This window comes from Sporosarcina sp. FA9 (genome assembly GCF_051550205.1).
In the GTDB taxonomy this organism is placed as follows: Bacteria; Bacillota; Bacilli; order Bacillales_A; family Planococcaceae; genus Sporosarcina.
Genome location: NZ_CP188819.1, coordinates 2644317 through 2657564, shown reverse-complemented (window position 1 = coordinate 2657564; position 13248 = coordinate 2644317). Strand labels below are relative to the sequence as shown.

General features: G+C 36.7%; 15 protein-coding genes. 4 read left to right on the top strand and 11 right to left on the bottom strand.

Annotation, left to right across the window (positions count from 1 at the left end; translation table 11 throughout):
- Positions 1-12: 12 nt before the first annotated feature.
- The 3 genes from ACP8HH_RS13275 to ACP8HH_RS13265 all read right to left on the bottom strand — a co-directional run bounded on the left by ACP8HH_RS13275 (position 13) and on the right by ACP8HH_RS13265 (position 2467).
- Positions 13-543 carry an isoprenylcysteine carboxyl methyltransferase family protein gene (locus ACP8HH_RS13275; protein WP_438312065.1) on the bottom strand — a complete coding sequence of 177 codons (531 nt, stop codon included), beginning with the start codon at positions 541-543 and terminating at the stop codon, positions 13-15.
- An 11-nt stretch (positions 544-554) separates the two neighbouring features.
- Positions 555-1634: a type III polyketide synthase gene (locus ACP8HH_RS13270; RefSeq protein WP_438312063.1), complete on the bottom strand. Its 1080-nt coding sequence runs from the start codon at positions 1632-1634 to the stop codon at positions 555-557.
- Between the two features lie 383 nt (positions 1635-2017).
- Positions 2018-2467: a YaiI/YqxD family protein gene (locus ACP8HH_RS13265; RefSeq protein ID WP_438312061.1), complete on the bottom strand. Its 450-nt coding sequence runs from the start codon at positions 2465-2467 to the stop codon at positions 2018-2020.
- Positions 2468-2628: 161 nt separating this feature from the next.
- Here ACP8HH_RS13265 and ACP8HH_RS13260 point away from each other — a divergent pair, with 161 nt between their 5' ends.
- Entirely contained in the window at positions 2629-2865 is a 237-nt protein-coding gene (locus tag ACP8HH_RS13260; protein ID WP_438312060.1) for a hypothetical protein, read from the top strand.
- A 70-nt stretch (positions 2866-2935) separates the two neighbouring features.
- On the opposite strand, the gene ACP8HH_RS13255 is transcribed toward ACP8HH_RS13260, so the two are convergent.
- Positions 2936-3961, bottom strand: coding sequence for a DUF4097 family beta strand repeat-containing protein (locus tag ACP8HH_RS13255; RefSeq protein ID WP_438312058.1), 1026 nt, complete (start codon positions 3959-3961; stop codon positions 2936-2938).
- Complete coding sequence (locus ACP8HH_RS13250) at positions 3958-4278, bottom strand: PadR family transcriptional regulator (RefSeq protein WP_438312056.1); 321 nt, start codon at positions 4276-4278, stop codon at positions 3958-3960. Before ACP8HH_RS13250 ends, ACP8HH_RS13255 begins: the two co-directional genes overlap by 4 nt.
- Before the next feature lie 237 nt (positions 4279-4515).
- Between ACP8HH_RS13250 and ACP8HH_RS13245 the strand changes: the two genes are divergently transcribed.
- The gene (locus ACP8HH_RS13245) at positions 4516-5901 is read left to right on the top strand and encodes a leucyl aminopeptidase family protein (RefSeq protein WP_438312054.1); all 1386 of its coding nucleotides are present in this window, start codon (positions 4516-4518) and stop codon (positions 5899-5901) included.
- A 59-nt stretch (positions 5902-5960) separates the two neighbouring features.
- On the opposite strand, the gene ACP8HH_RS13240 is transcribed toward ACP8HH_RS13245, so the two are convergent.
- Positions 5961-6902 (bottom strand): TRM11 family SAM-dependent methyltransferase, encoded by a 942-nt coding sequence (locus ACP8HH_RS13240; RefSeq protein WP_438312053.1) that lies wholly within the window; start codon positions 6900-6902, stop codon positions 5961-5963.
- 14 nt (positions 6903-6916) lie between these two features.
- Positions 6917-7498 carry a branched-chain amino acid aminotransferase gene (locus ACP8HH_RS13235; RefSeq protein ID WP_438312051.1) on the bottom strand — a complete coding sequence of 194 codons (582 nt, stop codon included), beginning with the start codon at positions 7496-7498 and terminating at the stop codon, positions 6917-6919.
- 199 nt (positions 7499-7697) lie between these two features.
- Here ACP8HH_RS13235 and argH point away from each other — a divergent pair, with 199 nt between their 5' ends.
- On the top strand, positions 7698-9026 hold the full coding sequence (argH, locus tag ACP8HH_RS13230; RefSeq protein ID WP_438312049.1) for an argininosuccinate lyase: 1329 nt from the start codon (positions 7698-7700) through the stop codon (positions 9024-9026).
- A gap of 159 nt (positions 9027-9185) precedes the next feature.
- Complete coding sequence (locus ACP8HH_RS13225; RefSeq protein ID WP_438312048.1) at positions 9186-9893, top strand: gamma-glutamyl-gamma-aminobutyrate hydrolase family protein; 708 nt, start codon at positions 9186-9188, stop codon at positions 9891-9893.
- A gap of 45 nt (positions 9894-9938) precedes the next feature.
- Here ACP8HH_RS13225 and msrB read toward each other — a convergent pair whose 3' ends face one another.
- The 4 genes from msrB to ACP8HH_RS13205 form a co-directional block, all read right to left on the bottom strand.
- Positions 9939-11042: a peptide-methionine (R)-S-oxide reductase MsrB gene (gene msrB, locus ACP8HH_RS13220; RefSeq protein ID WP_438312046.1), complete on the bottom strand. Its 1104-nt coding sequence runs from the start codon at positions 11040-11042 to the stop codon at positions 9939-9941.
- Between the two features lie 16 nt (positions 11043-11058).
- A complete protein-coding gene (locus ACP8HH_RS13215; protein WP_438312044.1) occupies positions 11059-11574 on the bottom strand; it encodes a redoxin domain-containing protein in 516 nt (171 codons plus the stop codon).
- 85 nt (positions 11575-11659) lie between these two features.
- Positions 11660-11923: a DUF3006 domain-containing protein gene (locus ACP8HH_RS13210; protein ID WP_438312042.1), complete on the bottom strand. Its 264-nt coding sequence runs from the start codon at positions 11921-11923 to the stop codon at positions 11660-11662.
- Between the two features lie 3 nt (positions 11924-11926).
- The gene (locus tag ACP8HH_RS13205) at positions 11927-13180 is read right to left on the bottom strand and encodes an MBL fold metallo-hydrolase (protein WP_438312040.1); all 1254 of its coding nucleotides are present in this window, start codon (positions 13178-13180) and stop codon (positions 11927-11929) included.
- Positions 13181-13248: the final 68 nt, after the last annotated feature.

Here is a 13248-nt window from a genome sequence, read left to right as displayed (position 1 = left end):
ATTCTACTTTTTTTATTTCAAAGGGAATTGTTCACTGTAATTGGTTGCTTCTCTAAGTGCTCGTTCTTCTACGGGTATACGAATGGATAACATCCAAATATTTAATATGAAATAAATGAATACCGTCCCAAATGCATTGAAAATGAGGGGCAAGACCATTAATTCAATCGTTACTATTAAATAATTAGGATGTCGAAAAAAGCGGTAAGGTCCTTTTCGTACTACATCTGCACCTGGTAAAATAATAATTTTGGTATTCCAGTATTTACCTAATGATAGTAGGGACCAAAAACGAATGATCTGGGCGAAGATAAATAAGGACAAAAGCGGAATCCAAAAGGTGGATAAGGGGCGATCCAAAATGAGTACTTCTAAAATTAGAGTGACAAAGAAACCGATATGCATAGCAACCATAACGGGATAATGTATTGCTCCTACTTCATATGCACCGTGGCTCAGCATCCACTTCTCATTTCGTTTTGCTACTAACAATTCAAACAGGCGTTGAACAATAACGAATGTTATGACGAAGGTGAAAAGCATGTATATCTACCTCATTCCCATTTCAATAGCAATAGCTCACCGCAAAAGCCCGGGCCAAGTGCAGCCATCAATCCATAGTCTCCGGCTTTGGGATTGCTATCCATGAATCGTTGAAGAACATAAAGGATTGTAGGGGAAGACATATTCCCGTTTTCTCTTAATATGGACCGAGATATATCCGTTTTTGTACGATCAAAACCTAGTGACTCTTCATAGGATTCCAGTACTTTTTTACCGCCGGGATGTGCTACGAAATGTTCAATATCCTCTGTTGAAAGATCATGCTTGGAAACAAACTCATGTACAAACGGGCCGAGCCATTTTGTAATAATAGTAGGAATATTTTTTGAGAAAACAACATATAAACCATTATTTTTTACATCCCAACCCATGACATCTTCTGAATTAGGCATCAGTTTTGAAGTAGTCGCTAGTATTTTTGGAACGGGCTTATTGCTCTGAATATGAGATTGGTCTCCAGTAATTAAAGCACAAGCAACGCCGTCTGAAAATAACGATACCCCAACTAAATTACTTTTAGAATAATCATCCTTTTGAAACGTCAAACTACATAATTCTACGGAAACGACGAGGACATTTTGTTCTGGAAAAGCAAGACAATATTCATAGGCTCTACTGATTCCCGCAGCACCACCTGCACAGCCAAGACCCCAAATAGGAATTCTTTTGGTATCGTCACGAAACGGCAGTAGATTCATGATTCGTGCATCGATACTAGGAGTAGAAATACCTGTGCTTGAAATAAAGAAGATTGCATCTATCTCAGACGGATGTACCGTTTTATCAAGAAGCGTGGTGTCTTCAAGACATTTTTTAATAGCTTTTACACTATAATCAACGGCGTGGTGAATATAGAGATTGTTTCGTTCTTCAAAATCGTGATCTCTCTCGAACCATTCAATGGGCATGCATACGTTTCTTGTTTCAATGTCCCCATTTGAAAATACTTTTAGTAGGCGTTCGATGTTATCGAATTTTTCTCTGAATAGGGCACGCGTCAATTCAGTCGCCTGCTCCTGTTTTACTTCATGAAGCGGTTTACATATACTTACCGATACAATTTTCGGCATTGGCTACCTCCATAGTCATATTATTTATATATAACCTTGAATTGAGTTTTACAAACACTTTACCTTATGCATGTCCTTACATCGCTTCATTTATAATACGTTTACAATGAATAAAATATGAAAAAGTTGTCAATGCATTTGATATTCTTGTAGCGTTGCGAAGTCTGGTCAAAGCATTGCGAAGTTTGGTCAAAACGTTGTGAGGTTTCGGAAACGTTGCGAGGTCCGGTCAAAACGTTGTGAAGTTTCGAAAACGTTTATGAAAATCACTCAATATATTACATCGACAAAAAAAATAAGCCTTACCCAAAATAATTAGGGTAAGGCTTGTGTTTAATCCAATATCGATTAAGATGCGGCAATAATTCTGGTAGATGAACTACTTAATTAGTTACAGATATCTTCTCGCATAATTCCTTCAAACTTATTTCAAAGGTCAAATTATTTTCCTTCGAACGTTTTTTAGGGCCGCGTAACCTTCCGCCTGCCATTCGAACTTTTTGTGCTTTATGGCGTGCATAAAGCAATTGGTCGATATTATCGTTGGTATACAATCGTCCATTTTGATCAATGGGATGTCCTTGTTTTGCAAGTACCATTGCAGCTAATCCATAATCCTGAGTGACAACGATATCGCCTTTATTGACTTTATTTACAAGTACAAAATCGACTGCATCCGCACCTTTAGAAACAATTATAGTTTCGGCACCTTCGCGATGCATTTCGTGTGCTGTGTCGCATATTAGAATGCAGTCAAAATTGAATTGCTTTGAAATTAGAATGGTTTCAGTTACAACAGGACACGCATCCGCATCAATTAGAATTGTCGTCACAAAGTGGCCTCCCTTCCATATATATTCAAAGTATAGCAAACCTCGAACTTCAATGTTATTGATTTTGAATAACCGAAGAAAGGTAAAGGGTGATTCGTTTTATTGGGAAGGAAAAAGGGTATAGCTGAAATTAGAAGATTATTGAAAAGGAGAAGGATACTATGTTTGAAAAACCAGAAAATGCACGTATAACAAAAGACGAGGCTGAAAGATATGGTCGCGAAATCAATGCGAGAAGCGCGAAATTCGAAAACGTTGAAGTTGAAGAAAGTGAAATGGTCACTCCGCCGAATCAAATTCCAAATCCGCTCACGGAGGAAGAAATTAAGAGACGTGTTGGTGAACAGAATTATAAAAACTCTGAAGAGGGCGGCGCAATGAATTCAATAAACAGCTAGCAATACAAGTAGTATATATAAATAGCAGTTCATATGGGAAGTTGTGCAACTTATATGAACTGCTTGTTTTTTAGTTTACCGTAATCCTGCCATTATCAGATTTTAACCGTATCGTATTTTCACCAGAACCAATTACTGTTTTCGAATTACTTTCACCAAAGACGTCTACTTTCCCATGATTTGTTTTGGCGTGAATTGTAACATTTGTAGGCTGGGAATCAGATAGTATCGAAATGCTTCCGTTGTCTGTTTTACAGTCTATATTTCGGTTTAGATGGGAAGTTGTTAAGGATATTCGTCCATTATTAGTGTAACCAACCAAATCTCCATCTATATTATCAAGTTCAATTCGTCCGTTATCAGACTCAACAGTCATGCTTTCACAATCTACAGACTGCATTTCAATGCGTCCATTATCCGTTTTTACTTTGACAGTATCTGCTTGGACTTTTGTAATTTCAATCCGACCATTATCTGTCTGGGCAATCAGTGTGGTTGTTGCAATTTCACTTAATTGAATTCGTCCATTATCCGATTCCATGCCGATCTTTTTCGCAAGAAGTTTCTCTGCAGAAATACGGCCGTTATCTGTTTTTGCAACAATAGACTGGTATATTTTTTTTGGTATATACACATTAAGAACCACTGCCTTCATATTAAAATTGAATGAGAATAACCAGTGGCGCAAGCTCTTCAATCGAATAAATAAAACGCCATCTATCACTTCTGCAGTAAGCTTTAATTTGTCATTAGTATTTTCGAGCTCCACTATTGTAGTTTGACTATCAGATGGCTTAATAACGAGCGATCCTTGTTGTACGACCATATCAATATTCTCATAACTATCCTGTATTGTAATCAGTTCACTAGTTTGTAATTCAAGTGCTTTCTCTTCAATAAATGAATAGGATGTCAGTAAATCATCGGCTATGCTCTGTGCAGAACCAAGTGAATTAGTTAATTCTACATCTGTCTTGCCATCTTTTCTACCTTCGATGAAATACTCCCGAATGTCTTGTGTAATGTCATTTCTTTCATCCTCAGTTAATCTCTTTAGAGCATTTTCCAGCTCAATGATAAATTGGTTTTCATTCATTTTTGAACACCCTCCTCAATTAGTGTGTTAACGCCGTCTGAAAAGTTCTTCCATTCGTTCAATTGTTCATGTAAATAGATTCGCCCTGCATCTGTTAATGTATAATATTTACGAGGCGGACCTTCAGTTGATTCCTGTAGATAGGTTGTGAAATATCCTTCTTTCGTCATTCTTCTAAGTAAAGGATAAACAGAACCTTCGGATATGGAGATTTGTTCGGAAATTTTTTGGACGAGTTCATAACCGTACCGATCTTTTTTATCTAAAAGAACGAGAACACAAAGATTTAATACGCCTTTTTTAAATTGTATATTCAAATGAATTCCTCTCCTTCACTAGTGTTCATTAAACAGTACTGAAGTATGTGTTGTAGTTTCTATATTCACTATATCATCCAGTAGTATACAATGCAAGGTACTGTTTTATTGTATTAAAAATCTCTGTAATCCATTTTTAAAGACCTATTTAAGTTAAGAAACGCAACTCATGATACACTGAGTATAGACAATTTTTAGATAAGAATTTGTCAACTAAATAATTGGGGGAATAATAAAATGGCTAATAAAGTAGAAATCATTCTTGAAAACAACGTGGTTATTACACAAAATGATACTGTAAAAGAATTTGTTAAGAACAGCACCGGTGGACATTGTTCAATCGTTGTGGGAGATGTGCATTACATAGTGATTAAAGATAGTAAAAAGACACCGCTAACATTAGAAAAAGTACGTGCAACTGCAGGAAATATATCACGTGATTTAGGTAAACGTAAAGTTAATGGAGCGAGCATCTCAGACGATGTTCTAACAGCAGCCTACAAAGACTTAGACAAGGGAAGCGTTCTAACTGCATTTGCTGAAGGATGGGATCTCGGAGCTTATCAGTTTGCAAAGTACAAACCAAGTGTGACTCCATTTCGTACTGAATTGGAAGTAACGGGCACAAGTATAGATGCTTTTATAAATGAAGGAAAGATTCGTGCAGAAGCAACTGAATTCTCACGTGACTTGATGAATGAAGTATCCAATGTACTGAATCCAACAACTTTTCCAGAAGTACTAAAAGAAAACTTTAAAGACCTTAATGTTGAAGTGAACGTGTTTGATAAAAAGAAGCTTGAAGAAATGGAAATGAACGGTGTTCTAACTGTTGGTCGCGGAAGTATGTATCCACCTACATTCGTTGAGCTTGTTTACAAAGGAGACGAGTCTAAACCACTTGTTGCCCTAGTTGGTAAAGGCGTGACATTCGATACGGGCGGTATCAGCTTGAAGAGTGGGAAAGACCTTAGTGATATGAGAATGGACATGGGCGGGGCAGCAGCAGTTTCAGGGGCACTAACATTGCTTGCTAAAATGAAAGCAAAAGTAAATGTTGTAGTTCTTATTCCGATTGTAGAAAATGCGGCTGATAACACTTCAGTTCTTCCTGGTGAAGTCATTCATTACAAAAATGGGTTAACAGTTCAAGTTGGAAATACCGATGCAGAAGGTCGACTAATTTTGGCTGATGCACTTATTCGTGCTGGTGAATGGAATGCTGAGTACATTGTTAATATCGCAACACTTACAGGGGCGGTTGTAAACGCTCTTGGAACAGAACTTGGTGGCGTATTCGGAGATGAAGAATTATCGGCTATTATGAAAAAGATTGGCGATATAAATGGTGATTTCAACTGGCCAATGCCTTTAGTCGATGCTTATGACAGTTCATTGGATAGTGATTATGCGGACATGAATAACATCAGTTCACTAAGTGTTGCAGGTTCGATTACCGCCGGTTTATTCTTACGTCGTTTCGTACCAAAAGGCAGCAAGTGGCTGCATGTGGACATGGCGGGAGTAATGGATAAGAGCAAGGATTCTGGCTACTACGCGAAATCAGCAACTGGATACGGGGCTAGACTTTTGGCTGATTATACAACTCATATTTCAAAATAAACAAAAGTGCTTAGCGTAAAAGCTAAGCACTTTTTTTATCTACTATTTATTACTCCAGTTCATTCGCAAACAAGTACTTGTCTTACAAATAATCCTTTTTTAGCAACACATCTATCTATGATTTTAAAACCAATCTCCTCGATAACTTGGTCAATGGTTTCAATTGAAACGATAATTACTTTCTTCGCAATTCGCCGTCCATGTATTAATATTTCATATTGGGCTTCAGGTGTTGTTTTTGAAAAAATATTATAAGGCATATCAATAATTGCTACATCATAATACCCTTCAATCTCTGCAATCGGTCCAGCCTGAACATCTCCAACCAAATTGAAATACGCAAAGTTTTCTTTCACAGGCTCAATGATGAGGGGATTAATATCACGACCGACAATATCAATGCCCATTGAAAGAGCCTCAACAAGAACAGTACCAATTCCACAACAAGGGTCAATCACTTTAACACCAGTGGGATTAGGGGCTGCAATATTCGCAACAGCTCTCGCAACACGAGTGTTTAAAGAGGTTGAATAGCTGTGGGGTTTATTTTGATGTTGGAACCAAATCGATTCGCTTTCAACATACTTTCCAAAATGCCACTTATTATCATAAGTTAGAAAACCAAATACAATTTCGGGGTCAATTAATTCAGGATTTCCAGTAATGCATAATCCGATTTCACGTTCAAGTTTTCTACGTTCGGGATGATCAATCTTTACTGTTGAATGAATCGCCATTGTGTTTAAACAAACAACTTTAAAAGTGAATTCATCCACAATGAAATTCTTCACTTCATCTAAAAGACCTGTCCAACTATCGGATTCATATAAAACTTCCAGACGTTCTTTCATAAATGGGCTGCGACTTGGGTCAATTTCTATCGTACTTTTCAACACATTCGTAAAAGAATCCTTACCAAAGAAAGAACGCATTTCTAATTGGCATAACTCATGTTCATCACTGTGTTGAACATATGTGTATATAAATTCGGTGTTGCTCACTCATTTCCCATCCTTCACTGTGCATCCTCTAAAGCTTCAATCATGTTATAAACAAAGCTATAAATCAATTCCACAATTTTATTCAAAGATAGATCCTCATCGAAACCTTCCAAATAATCCAAAGCGAAGTTTACATCCCATAAACCATCCGCATCAGAAAAACTTACACTGTATTTTACACCATCTCCGTGTAGGTGTTCATCCAGATATTGTTTGAAATCAGGTCCGAATTTCTTTTGTACTTTTAAGCCAAATAAAGCAGTATACGTTTCGAATACATCATCGAGTTCTAGTGCAACAGCATCAATGCGTGCCAATTCAAAGGAATTCGATTCCAAGAAAATAAATTCATCACGATTTTTCTTTAAATAAGTCATCGATTCATTTAAGAATTCAGCAGTTTCTGTACGAATCACTTCTTCTGTTTCTTTGTTGCATAATTCGATAACTTCATATCGAATATCGTTCACTTCAACAGCGATATCATCCGGAAGTAAATGATGTTTTTCCGCATAAAGTTTGGCAACCTCTGGCAATTCGATTGTATGATCAACTACATTGTTTGCTATATAGTTTTCAAATTTCTTTTTTAACATGATAAGTCACTCCTTCACTATAAGTAGTATAGCGTATTGTGTTGATTATGGCTTTCATTTTCGACCTGGAAATTAGTGAATATATGTTTTATTGCTACATTGAATGTACATTTGTTAGTATGTATAGAAGTGATTCTTTAGAACGGAATATTTAATGCTTTCTGTTTATAAAGAATGAGGAAAAGGAGATGAAGTGTAAATGAAACTTTGGGGCGGAAGATTTACAAACCGTGAAGACGAAATAATGAAGAAGTTTAACACATCATTACCTGTGGATCATAGACTTTATCATGAGGATATCGTTGGTAGTTTGGCGCACGTAACGATGCTTGTACATTGTGATTTACTAACACCTGAAGAGGGTGAACTACTTGTAAATGGTTTACAGTCCATTTTAATCGATATTGAAAGTGGAGACTTAAAAGTAGAAGGTGAATATGAAGATATTCATTCTTTCGTTGAAATGAATTTAACGGAAAGAGTAGGTGAAACGGGTAAAAAGCTACATACTGCAAGAAGTCGAAATGACCAAGTCGCACTGGATATGAGATTATATGCGAAAAACAAAGCGAGTGAAGTATGTGATTCTCTTCAATTACTTATCGATTCTCTCAATAAAAAAGCTTCGGAAAACAATGTGATTATGCCAGGTTATACACATTTACAGCGTGCACAAGTTGTTACATTTAGTCATCATCTTGGTGCTTATGTGCAGATGTTTACACGTGATAAAAAACGTGTTGAAAATGCAATTGAACTGTTGGATGAAAACCCACTTGGTTGTGGCGCTTTAGCCGGTACTACACATGATATCGACAGAAACGTAACTACAGAACTTCTTGCATTTTCTAAGCCTGTAGATAACTTTTTGGACGGTGTAAGTGACCGTGATTACTTATTAGAATTAATGTCGAATTTCTCAATTACAATGATGCACCTAAGCAGATTAAGTGAAGAACTTATAATTTGGAGCAGCCAAGAGTTTAATTTCATTAAAATGGCAGACGCTTATTCGACAGGTAGTAGCATTATGCCACAAAAGAAAAATCCAGATGCTGCTGAATTGATTCGGGGAAAAACTGGGCGTGTGTACGGTTCATTATTTTCACTGTTAACGACGATGAAAGGATTGCCACTTGCTTATAACAAAGACATGCAGGAGGATAAAGAGCAATTCTTTGATGCACTCGACACAGTAATGGACTGTCTTGAGATTATGGCAAAAATGATTGAAACACTTCATGTAAATGAAGATAATATGAAAGCTGCGATTAAGGCTGGGTTCTTGAATGCAACTGAAGTAGCCGACTATTTGGTTAGTAAAGGAACGGCTTTCCGAGATGCACATGGAATCGTTGGACAGCTTATCATTTATTGTGAAAAAGAGAATAAAGCAATTGAAGACCTAACAATTGATGAGTTTGCGAAGTTTAGTGATCAGATTGATGAAGATATTTATCCGTATATTGATTATGAAAACAGTATCACTAAAGGAAATAAAGGATTACTTAATAAAGTGAAGAAATAAGGATGGACAGACTCGATTTAGAAACCAATCGGGTCTTTCTTTAAAAACAATATTTACCAACTTTGTAGTAAAGTGTACAATAGTCTAGCAATTTCGTGTATTATATATAGAGGAGTGCTAAATACATAAAGTATTAGAATGAGAAGAGGGATTTTTTTAGTGAAACCAATTATTGGAATAACAACAGATACTGAAAAGAATTACAATCACGTTCTTAATTATGAATATATCAAAGCAATTAAACGTGCAGGTGGTTTACCGCTTATTATACCGGTTGGAATTGAAGAAGATATTCCACAAATCGCAGCGATGATTGACGGTCTGCTTGCAACTGGGGGTAACGATATTAGTCCATTGCTCTTCGATGAAGAACCCCACCACAAACTAGGGGAAGTTTCACCATGGCGTGATGCGATTGAAATTGATCTTGTACGTGAAATACTGAAACTAGATAAACCGATATTTGGTATTTGTAGGGGAATGCAAGTATTGAATGTCGCGGTTGGCGGGAATATCTATCAAGACTTATACGCACAAAATGAAGGTACATTGCTTCAACATATTCAAAATGCACCAAACGATTACAAGTCTCATTATGTAGAAATTGCTAAAGGGAGTTTGTTTGAAAAAATTGCTGAAACCGATAAAATCACAGTGAATTCCTATCACCATCAATCATTAAAGGATGTACCGAAGCCACTGATCATTAATGGTAAGGCAAGTGATGGAATTATTGAGTCAGTAGAAAGTACTGAACACCGTTTTGTAATAGGTGTGCAATGGCACCCAGAAATTCTATCGGATTCCGGCGATGCTGTATCCCTACGTTTATTCGAAAGATTCATAGAAGCATGTACTGAAAAATAAAATGAAAAACCAGTAGCCGATTAAGGTTACTGGTTTTTTTGACTTTTATTCAGCGACATGAATTAAAGATCCATATCCTTTTTGTTCCATATCTTCTAAAGGGATGAAAAGAATAGATGCACTGTTAATGCAATATCTTTTTCCGCCACGGTCTTTTGGTCCATCGTCAAACACATGACCTAAATGGATATCTCCTGCACGACTCCGGACTTCTGTCCGTATCATTGAAAAACTCGAATCTTCATGGTACGTAACAACCTCGGGAATAATTGCTTGTGTGAAACTTGGCCAACCGCATTGAGAATCGTATTTGTCTCGATTTGTGAATAATGGTTCGCCTGTTACAATGTCGACATAAATTCCTGAATCATAAGTGTCCCAATACTCATTGGAGTAAGCATGCTCCGTATCATTGAGTACTGCAACTTTATATTGGTCATCTGTTAATTTACTTTTGATTTCTTTGTCGCTCGGTCTTTTATACATCGATGGATCGATACTTACCTCATCATCCAATATGCTTAAATCGATATGACAGTAACCATTTGGGTTTTTCTTTAAATAATCTTGATGTTCTTCTTCGGCAAGAAAATAATTTTCTAGTGGCAGAACTTCAGTAACAATTGCATCATCGTAATAATCTTGTTCAAGCTTGACAGCGTCTTCGATTATTGAAGAGTCAGCATCGTTAATATAATAAATTCCAGTACGATACTGAACGCCTTTGTCATTTCCTTGTTGATTTAGTATTGTTGGATCGATTACTTTAAAGAAGCTTGTCAAAAGTTTTGAGAGTGAAACGCGTTCTGGATCATAAGAAACTTCTACTGTTTCTGCAAATCCAAGGTCTCCTCGAATAACCTCGTTATAGGTAGGGTTTTCTCCCTCCCCATTCGCATATCCGGAAGTGGCGTCTGCGACTCCGTAAATGCGTTCCATATAAGCTTCAACACCCCAAAAACAACCACCAGCAAAATAGATTTTCTCTAAATCGCTAGTTGAATAATCTACGATTTCATTTGGATTTTCGATTGCGTCTTTACTTTTTTCATTTGAACTAGCAGCATTTGTAGACGAGTTTGAAGATGAACAGGCAGATAGAATCAGTAAAAGGGATACAGTCATTCCAAGGAAATATAACTTCTTCATTGATGATATTCCTCCCTTAATTAATAGTTTCAAAATCTTTAAGGATTGTTTCATTAGGCACATGGCCTATTGTTGTCTTAGCGAGAATTCCATCAGAACCGATAAAGTATGAAGTTGGGTAGGCAAGAATACCAAACTGTTTAGCCCATTTACCATCCACGTCAAGCAACACTGTAAGATTGTCAGCTGATAATTTCGGATACCATTTACTAAATTTAGATGCTGACTTCTCACCTTTGAAATCAGGGCTCACAATCGTGAGTATTTTAAAATCGTTCTCCTGAGCAGCTAAGGTGTTGAGTTCATCAAGACCAGCCAAACAAATCGAACACCATGAAGCCCAATATTTAATATATACTTTTTCGCCTGCAAGATCAGATAGGGCGATTTGGTTACCGGCTAAATCTTCAAGTTCAAACATAGGTGCTTGTTCACCTTTGTTTGTGACCGAGGAATTGGAATTTCCACAAGCAACGAGGAATACGACGGAGATTAAAGTAAATAAAAATAACGTTACTTTGTTTTTTTTCATACTAACCATCTCCAATCTATTGTTTATTCAGTATATAAAAAAAAGAGAGATTGCAGCAAGTACATAGGCTCAGTCTCTCTAGCAGTCAATTTCGTTTAAACCGACTTTTTTTAGTCGATTTCAATCGTTCCATACGGTTACCAATTTCTTGTTCCATTAATTTAGTTTTACTCGAGTCGATTGTGATTTTAGTTATTAAGTCATTCTGTATTTCCACTAAAAACCATGTACCAACAATGCTTCCCTCTGGAAGTTGTGATTTATCGATTAAAATTTCTTTTTTGAATTCTTCAATAAGTAGAAGTGCCATATTGTTATCGGTGAACCGATCCAAATATACAGAATGCATCTTTTAGCCTCCTGTGCACGCAATGCCTTGCGCTATAATGTCTTTAATTCGAGCTGGGCCAATTCCTTTGATTCTAGAAAGGTCATCAACCGAACTAAAAGGACGTAAATTTATTAAATCCAAATGACGGGTAGGTCCAATATGGATAATACGCTGAATGTCTTCACCAGAAGCTGTGTTAATATCGACGCAAGAACTTGTAGGTTTTGTTTCTGTTTTCGAAACTTCTTCCCCTATCTCATTAACTTCGTTAGACTCGGCTGAAGATTCGCGTGGAATTGTGCCCTGTTTACTCGTAAGTACAGTATAAGTTTTACCGTCTGTTTCTACTAATATTGTACCATGAACATCCGTCCCATATAAGTGTGCACCACTTGCTTCGATACGATCGATTGCTTCCAGATTTGGGTGTCCATATGAGTTTCCAGCACCAGCTGAATAAATAGCTACTTCGGGTTCAACAGCTTGCAGAAATCTTTCCGTTGAAGAAGTACTAGATCCATGATGACCTACTTGTAAAACATGTGCCTTTAAGTTTACGCCTATACTAACCATTTCATTTTCAGCTTGTCGTTCGGCATCTCCTGTGAATAAAAATATGATTTCACCGTACTGTATTCTGAGAACAAGAGAGTTGTCATTTGTACTGCGTAATAAAGTGTTTGGATGAAGGACTGAAACTTCAACTGGTCCAATGTCAAAGACATCGTCTACCTGAGGCTCGTAGTAATCCACGTCATTGGTTTCAATCGCAGTGATTGATGCGGAGAAAATTTGTGAATTTGCTATTTCTCCATTCATCCATACTTCTTCCACATTAAATTCATTGATGACTTGATCTAATTGCCCAATATGATCCGCATGAGGATGAGTGATTGCAATAATATCAATATCTTTAATGTCGTGTGCGTGAAGATAAGAAACGACGTCAGAGGAGTTCCAATTTCCTGTGTCTATAAGTATTTTATATTCTTCATTTCCATCATTAAATTCAAGTAATGTGGCATCCCCTTGTCCAACGTCAATGTAATGTACTGTCATTTTTGAAAGTAGTGGATCTAAAGTAAGTACTTCTACTTTCTCGTAATCCTCATTAGAAGTCTCTTCTATGATTTCTGGAGACTCTAAATTAGTGGATACCTCATCTTTTGAGGATGCATCACCTTCTATAGTAGATTCAATGTTTCCGGTTCCACACCCGGCTAAAAATAAGAGTCCTACCAGTATGTATAAATAATTAAGTAATTTGTAATGCATTTTTATCCCCCTAACATTAAATATTTACTATGAATCTATAAAAATTACTTGTATTTTAATACTAACAT

Bases quoted from the DNA above. Each gene is read 5' to 3' on its own strand.
- ACP8HH_RS13260 (WP_438312060.1), top strand. From the start codon at position 2,629: ATGTTTGAAAAACCAGAAAATGCACGTATAACAAAAGACGAGGCTGAA.
- ACP8HH_RS13245 (WP_438312054.1), top strand. From the start codon at position 4,516: ATGGCTAATAAAGTAGAAATCATTCTTGAAAACAACGTGGTTATTACA.
- ACP8HH_RS13215 (WP_438312044.1), bottom strand. From the start codon at position 11,574: ATGAAAAAAAACAAAGTAACGTTATTTTTATTTACTTTAATCTCCGTC.
- ACP8HH_RS13270 (WP_438312063.1), bottom strand. From the start codon at position 1,634: ATGCCGAAAATTGTATCGGTAAGTATATGTAAACCGCTTCATGAAGTA.
- msrB (WP_438312046.1), bottom strand. From the start codon at position 11,042: ATGAAGAAGTTATATTTCCTTGGAATGACTGTATCCCTTTTACTGATT.
- ACP8HH_RS13275 (WP_438312065.1), bottom strand. From the start codon at position 543: ATGCTTTTCACCTTCGTCATAACATTCGTTATTGTTCAACGCCTGTTT.
- ACP8HH_RS13205 (WP_438312040.1), bottom strand. From the start codon at position 13,180: ATGCATTACAAATTACTTAATTATTTATACATACTGGTAGGACTCTTA.
- argH (WP_438312049.1), top strand. From the start codon at position 7,698: ATGAAACTTTGGGGCGGAAGATTTACAAACCGTGAAGACGAAATAATG.
- ACP8HH_RS13210 (WP_438312042.1), bottom strand. From the start codon at position 11,923: ATGCATTCTGTATATTTGGATCGGTTCACCGATAACAATATGGCACTT.
- ACP8HH_RS13235 (WP_438312051.1), bottom strand. From the start codon at position 7,498: ATGTTAAAAAAGAAATTTGAAAACTATATAGCAAACAATGTAGTTGAT.
- ACP8HH_RS13255 (WP_438312058.1), bottom strand. From the start codon at position 3,961: ATGAATGAAAACCAATTTATCATTGAGCTGGAAAATGCTCTAAAGAGA.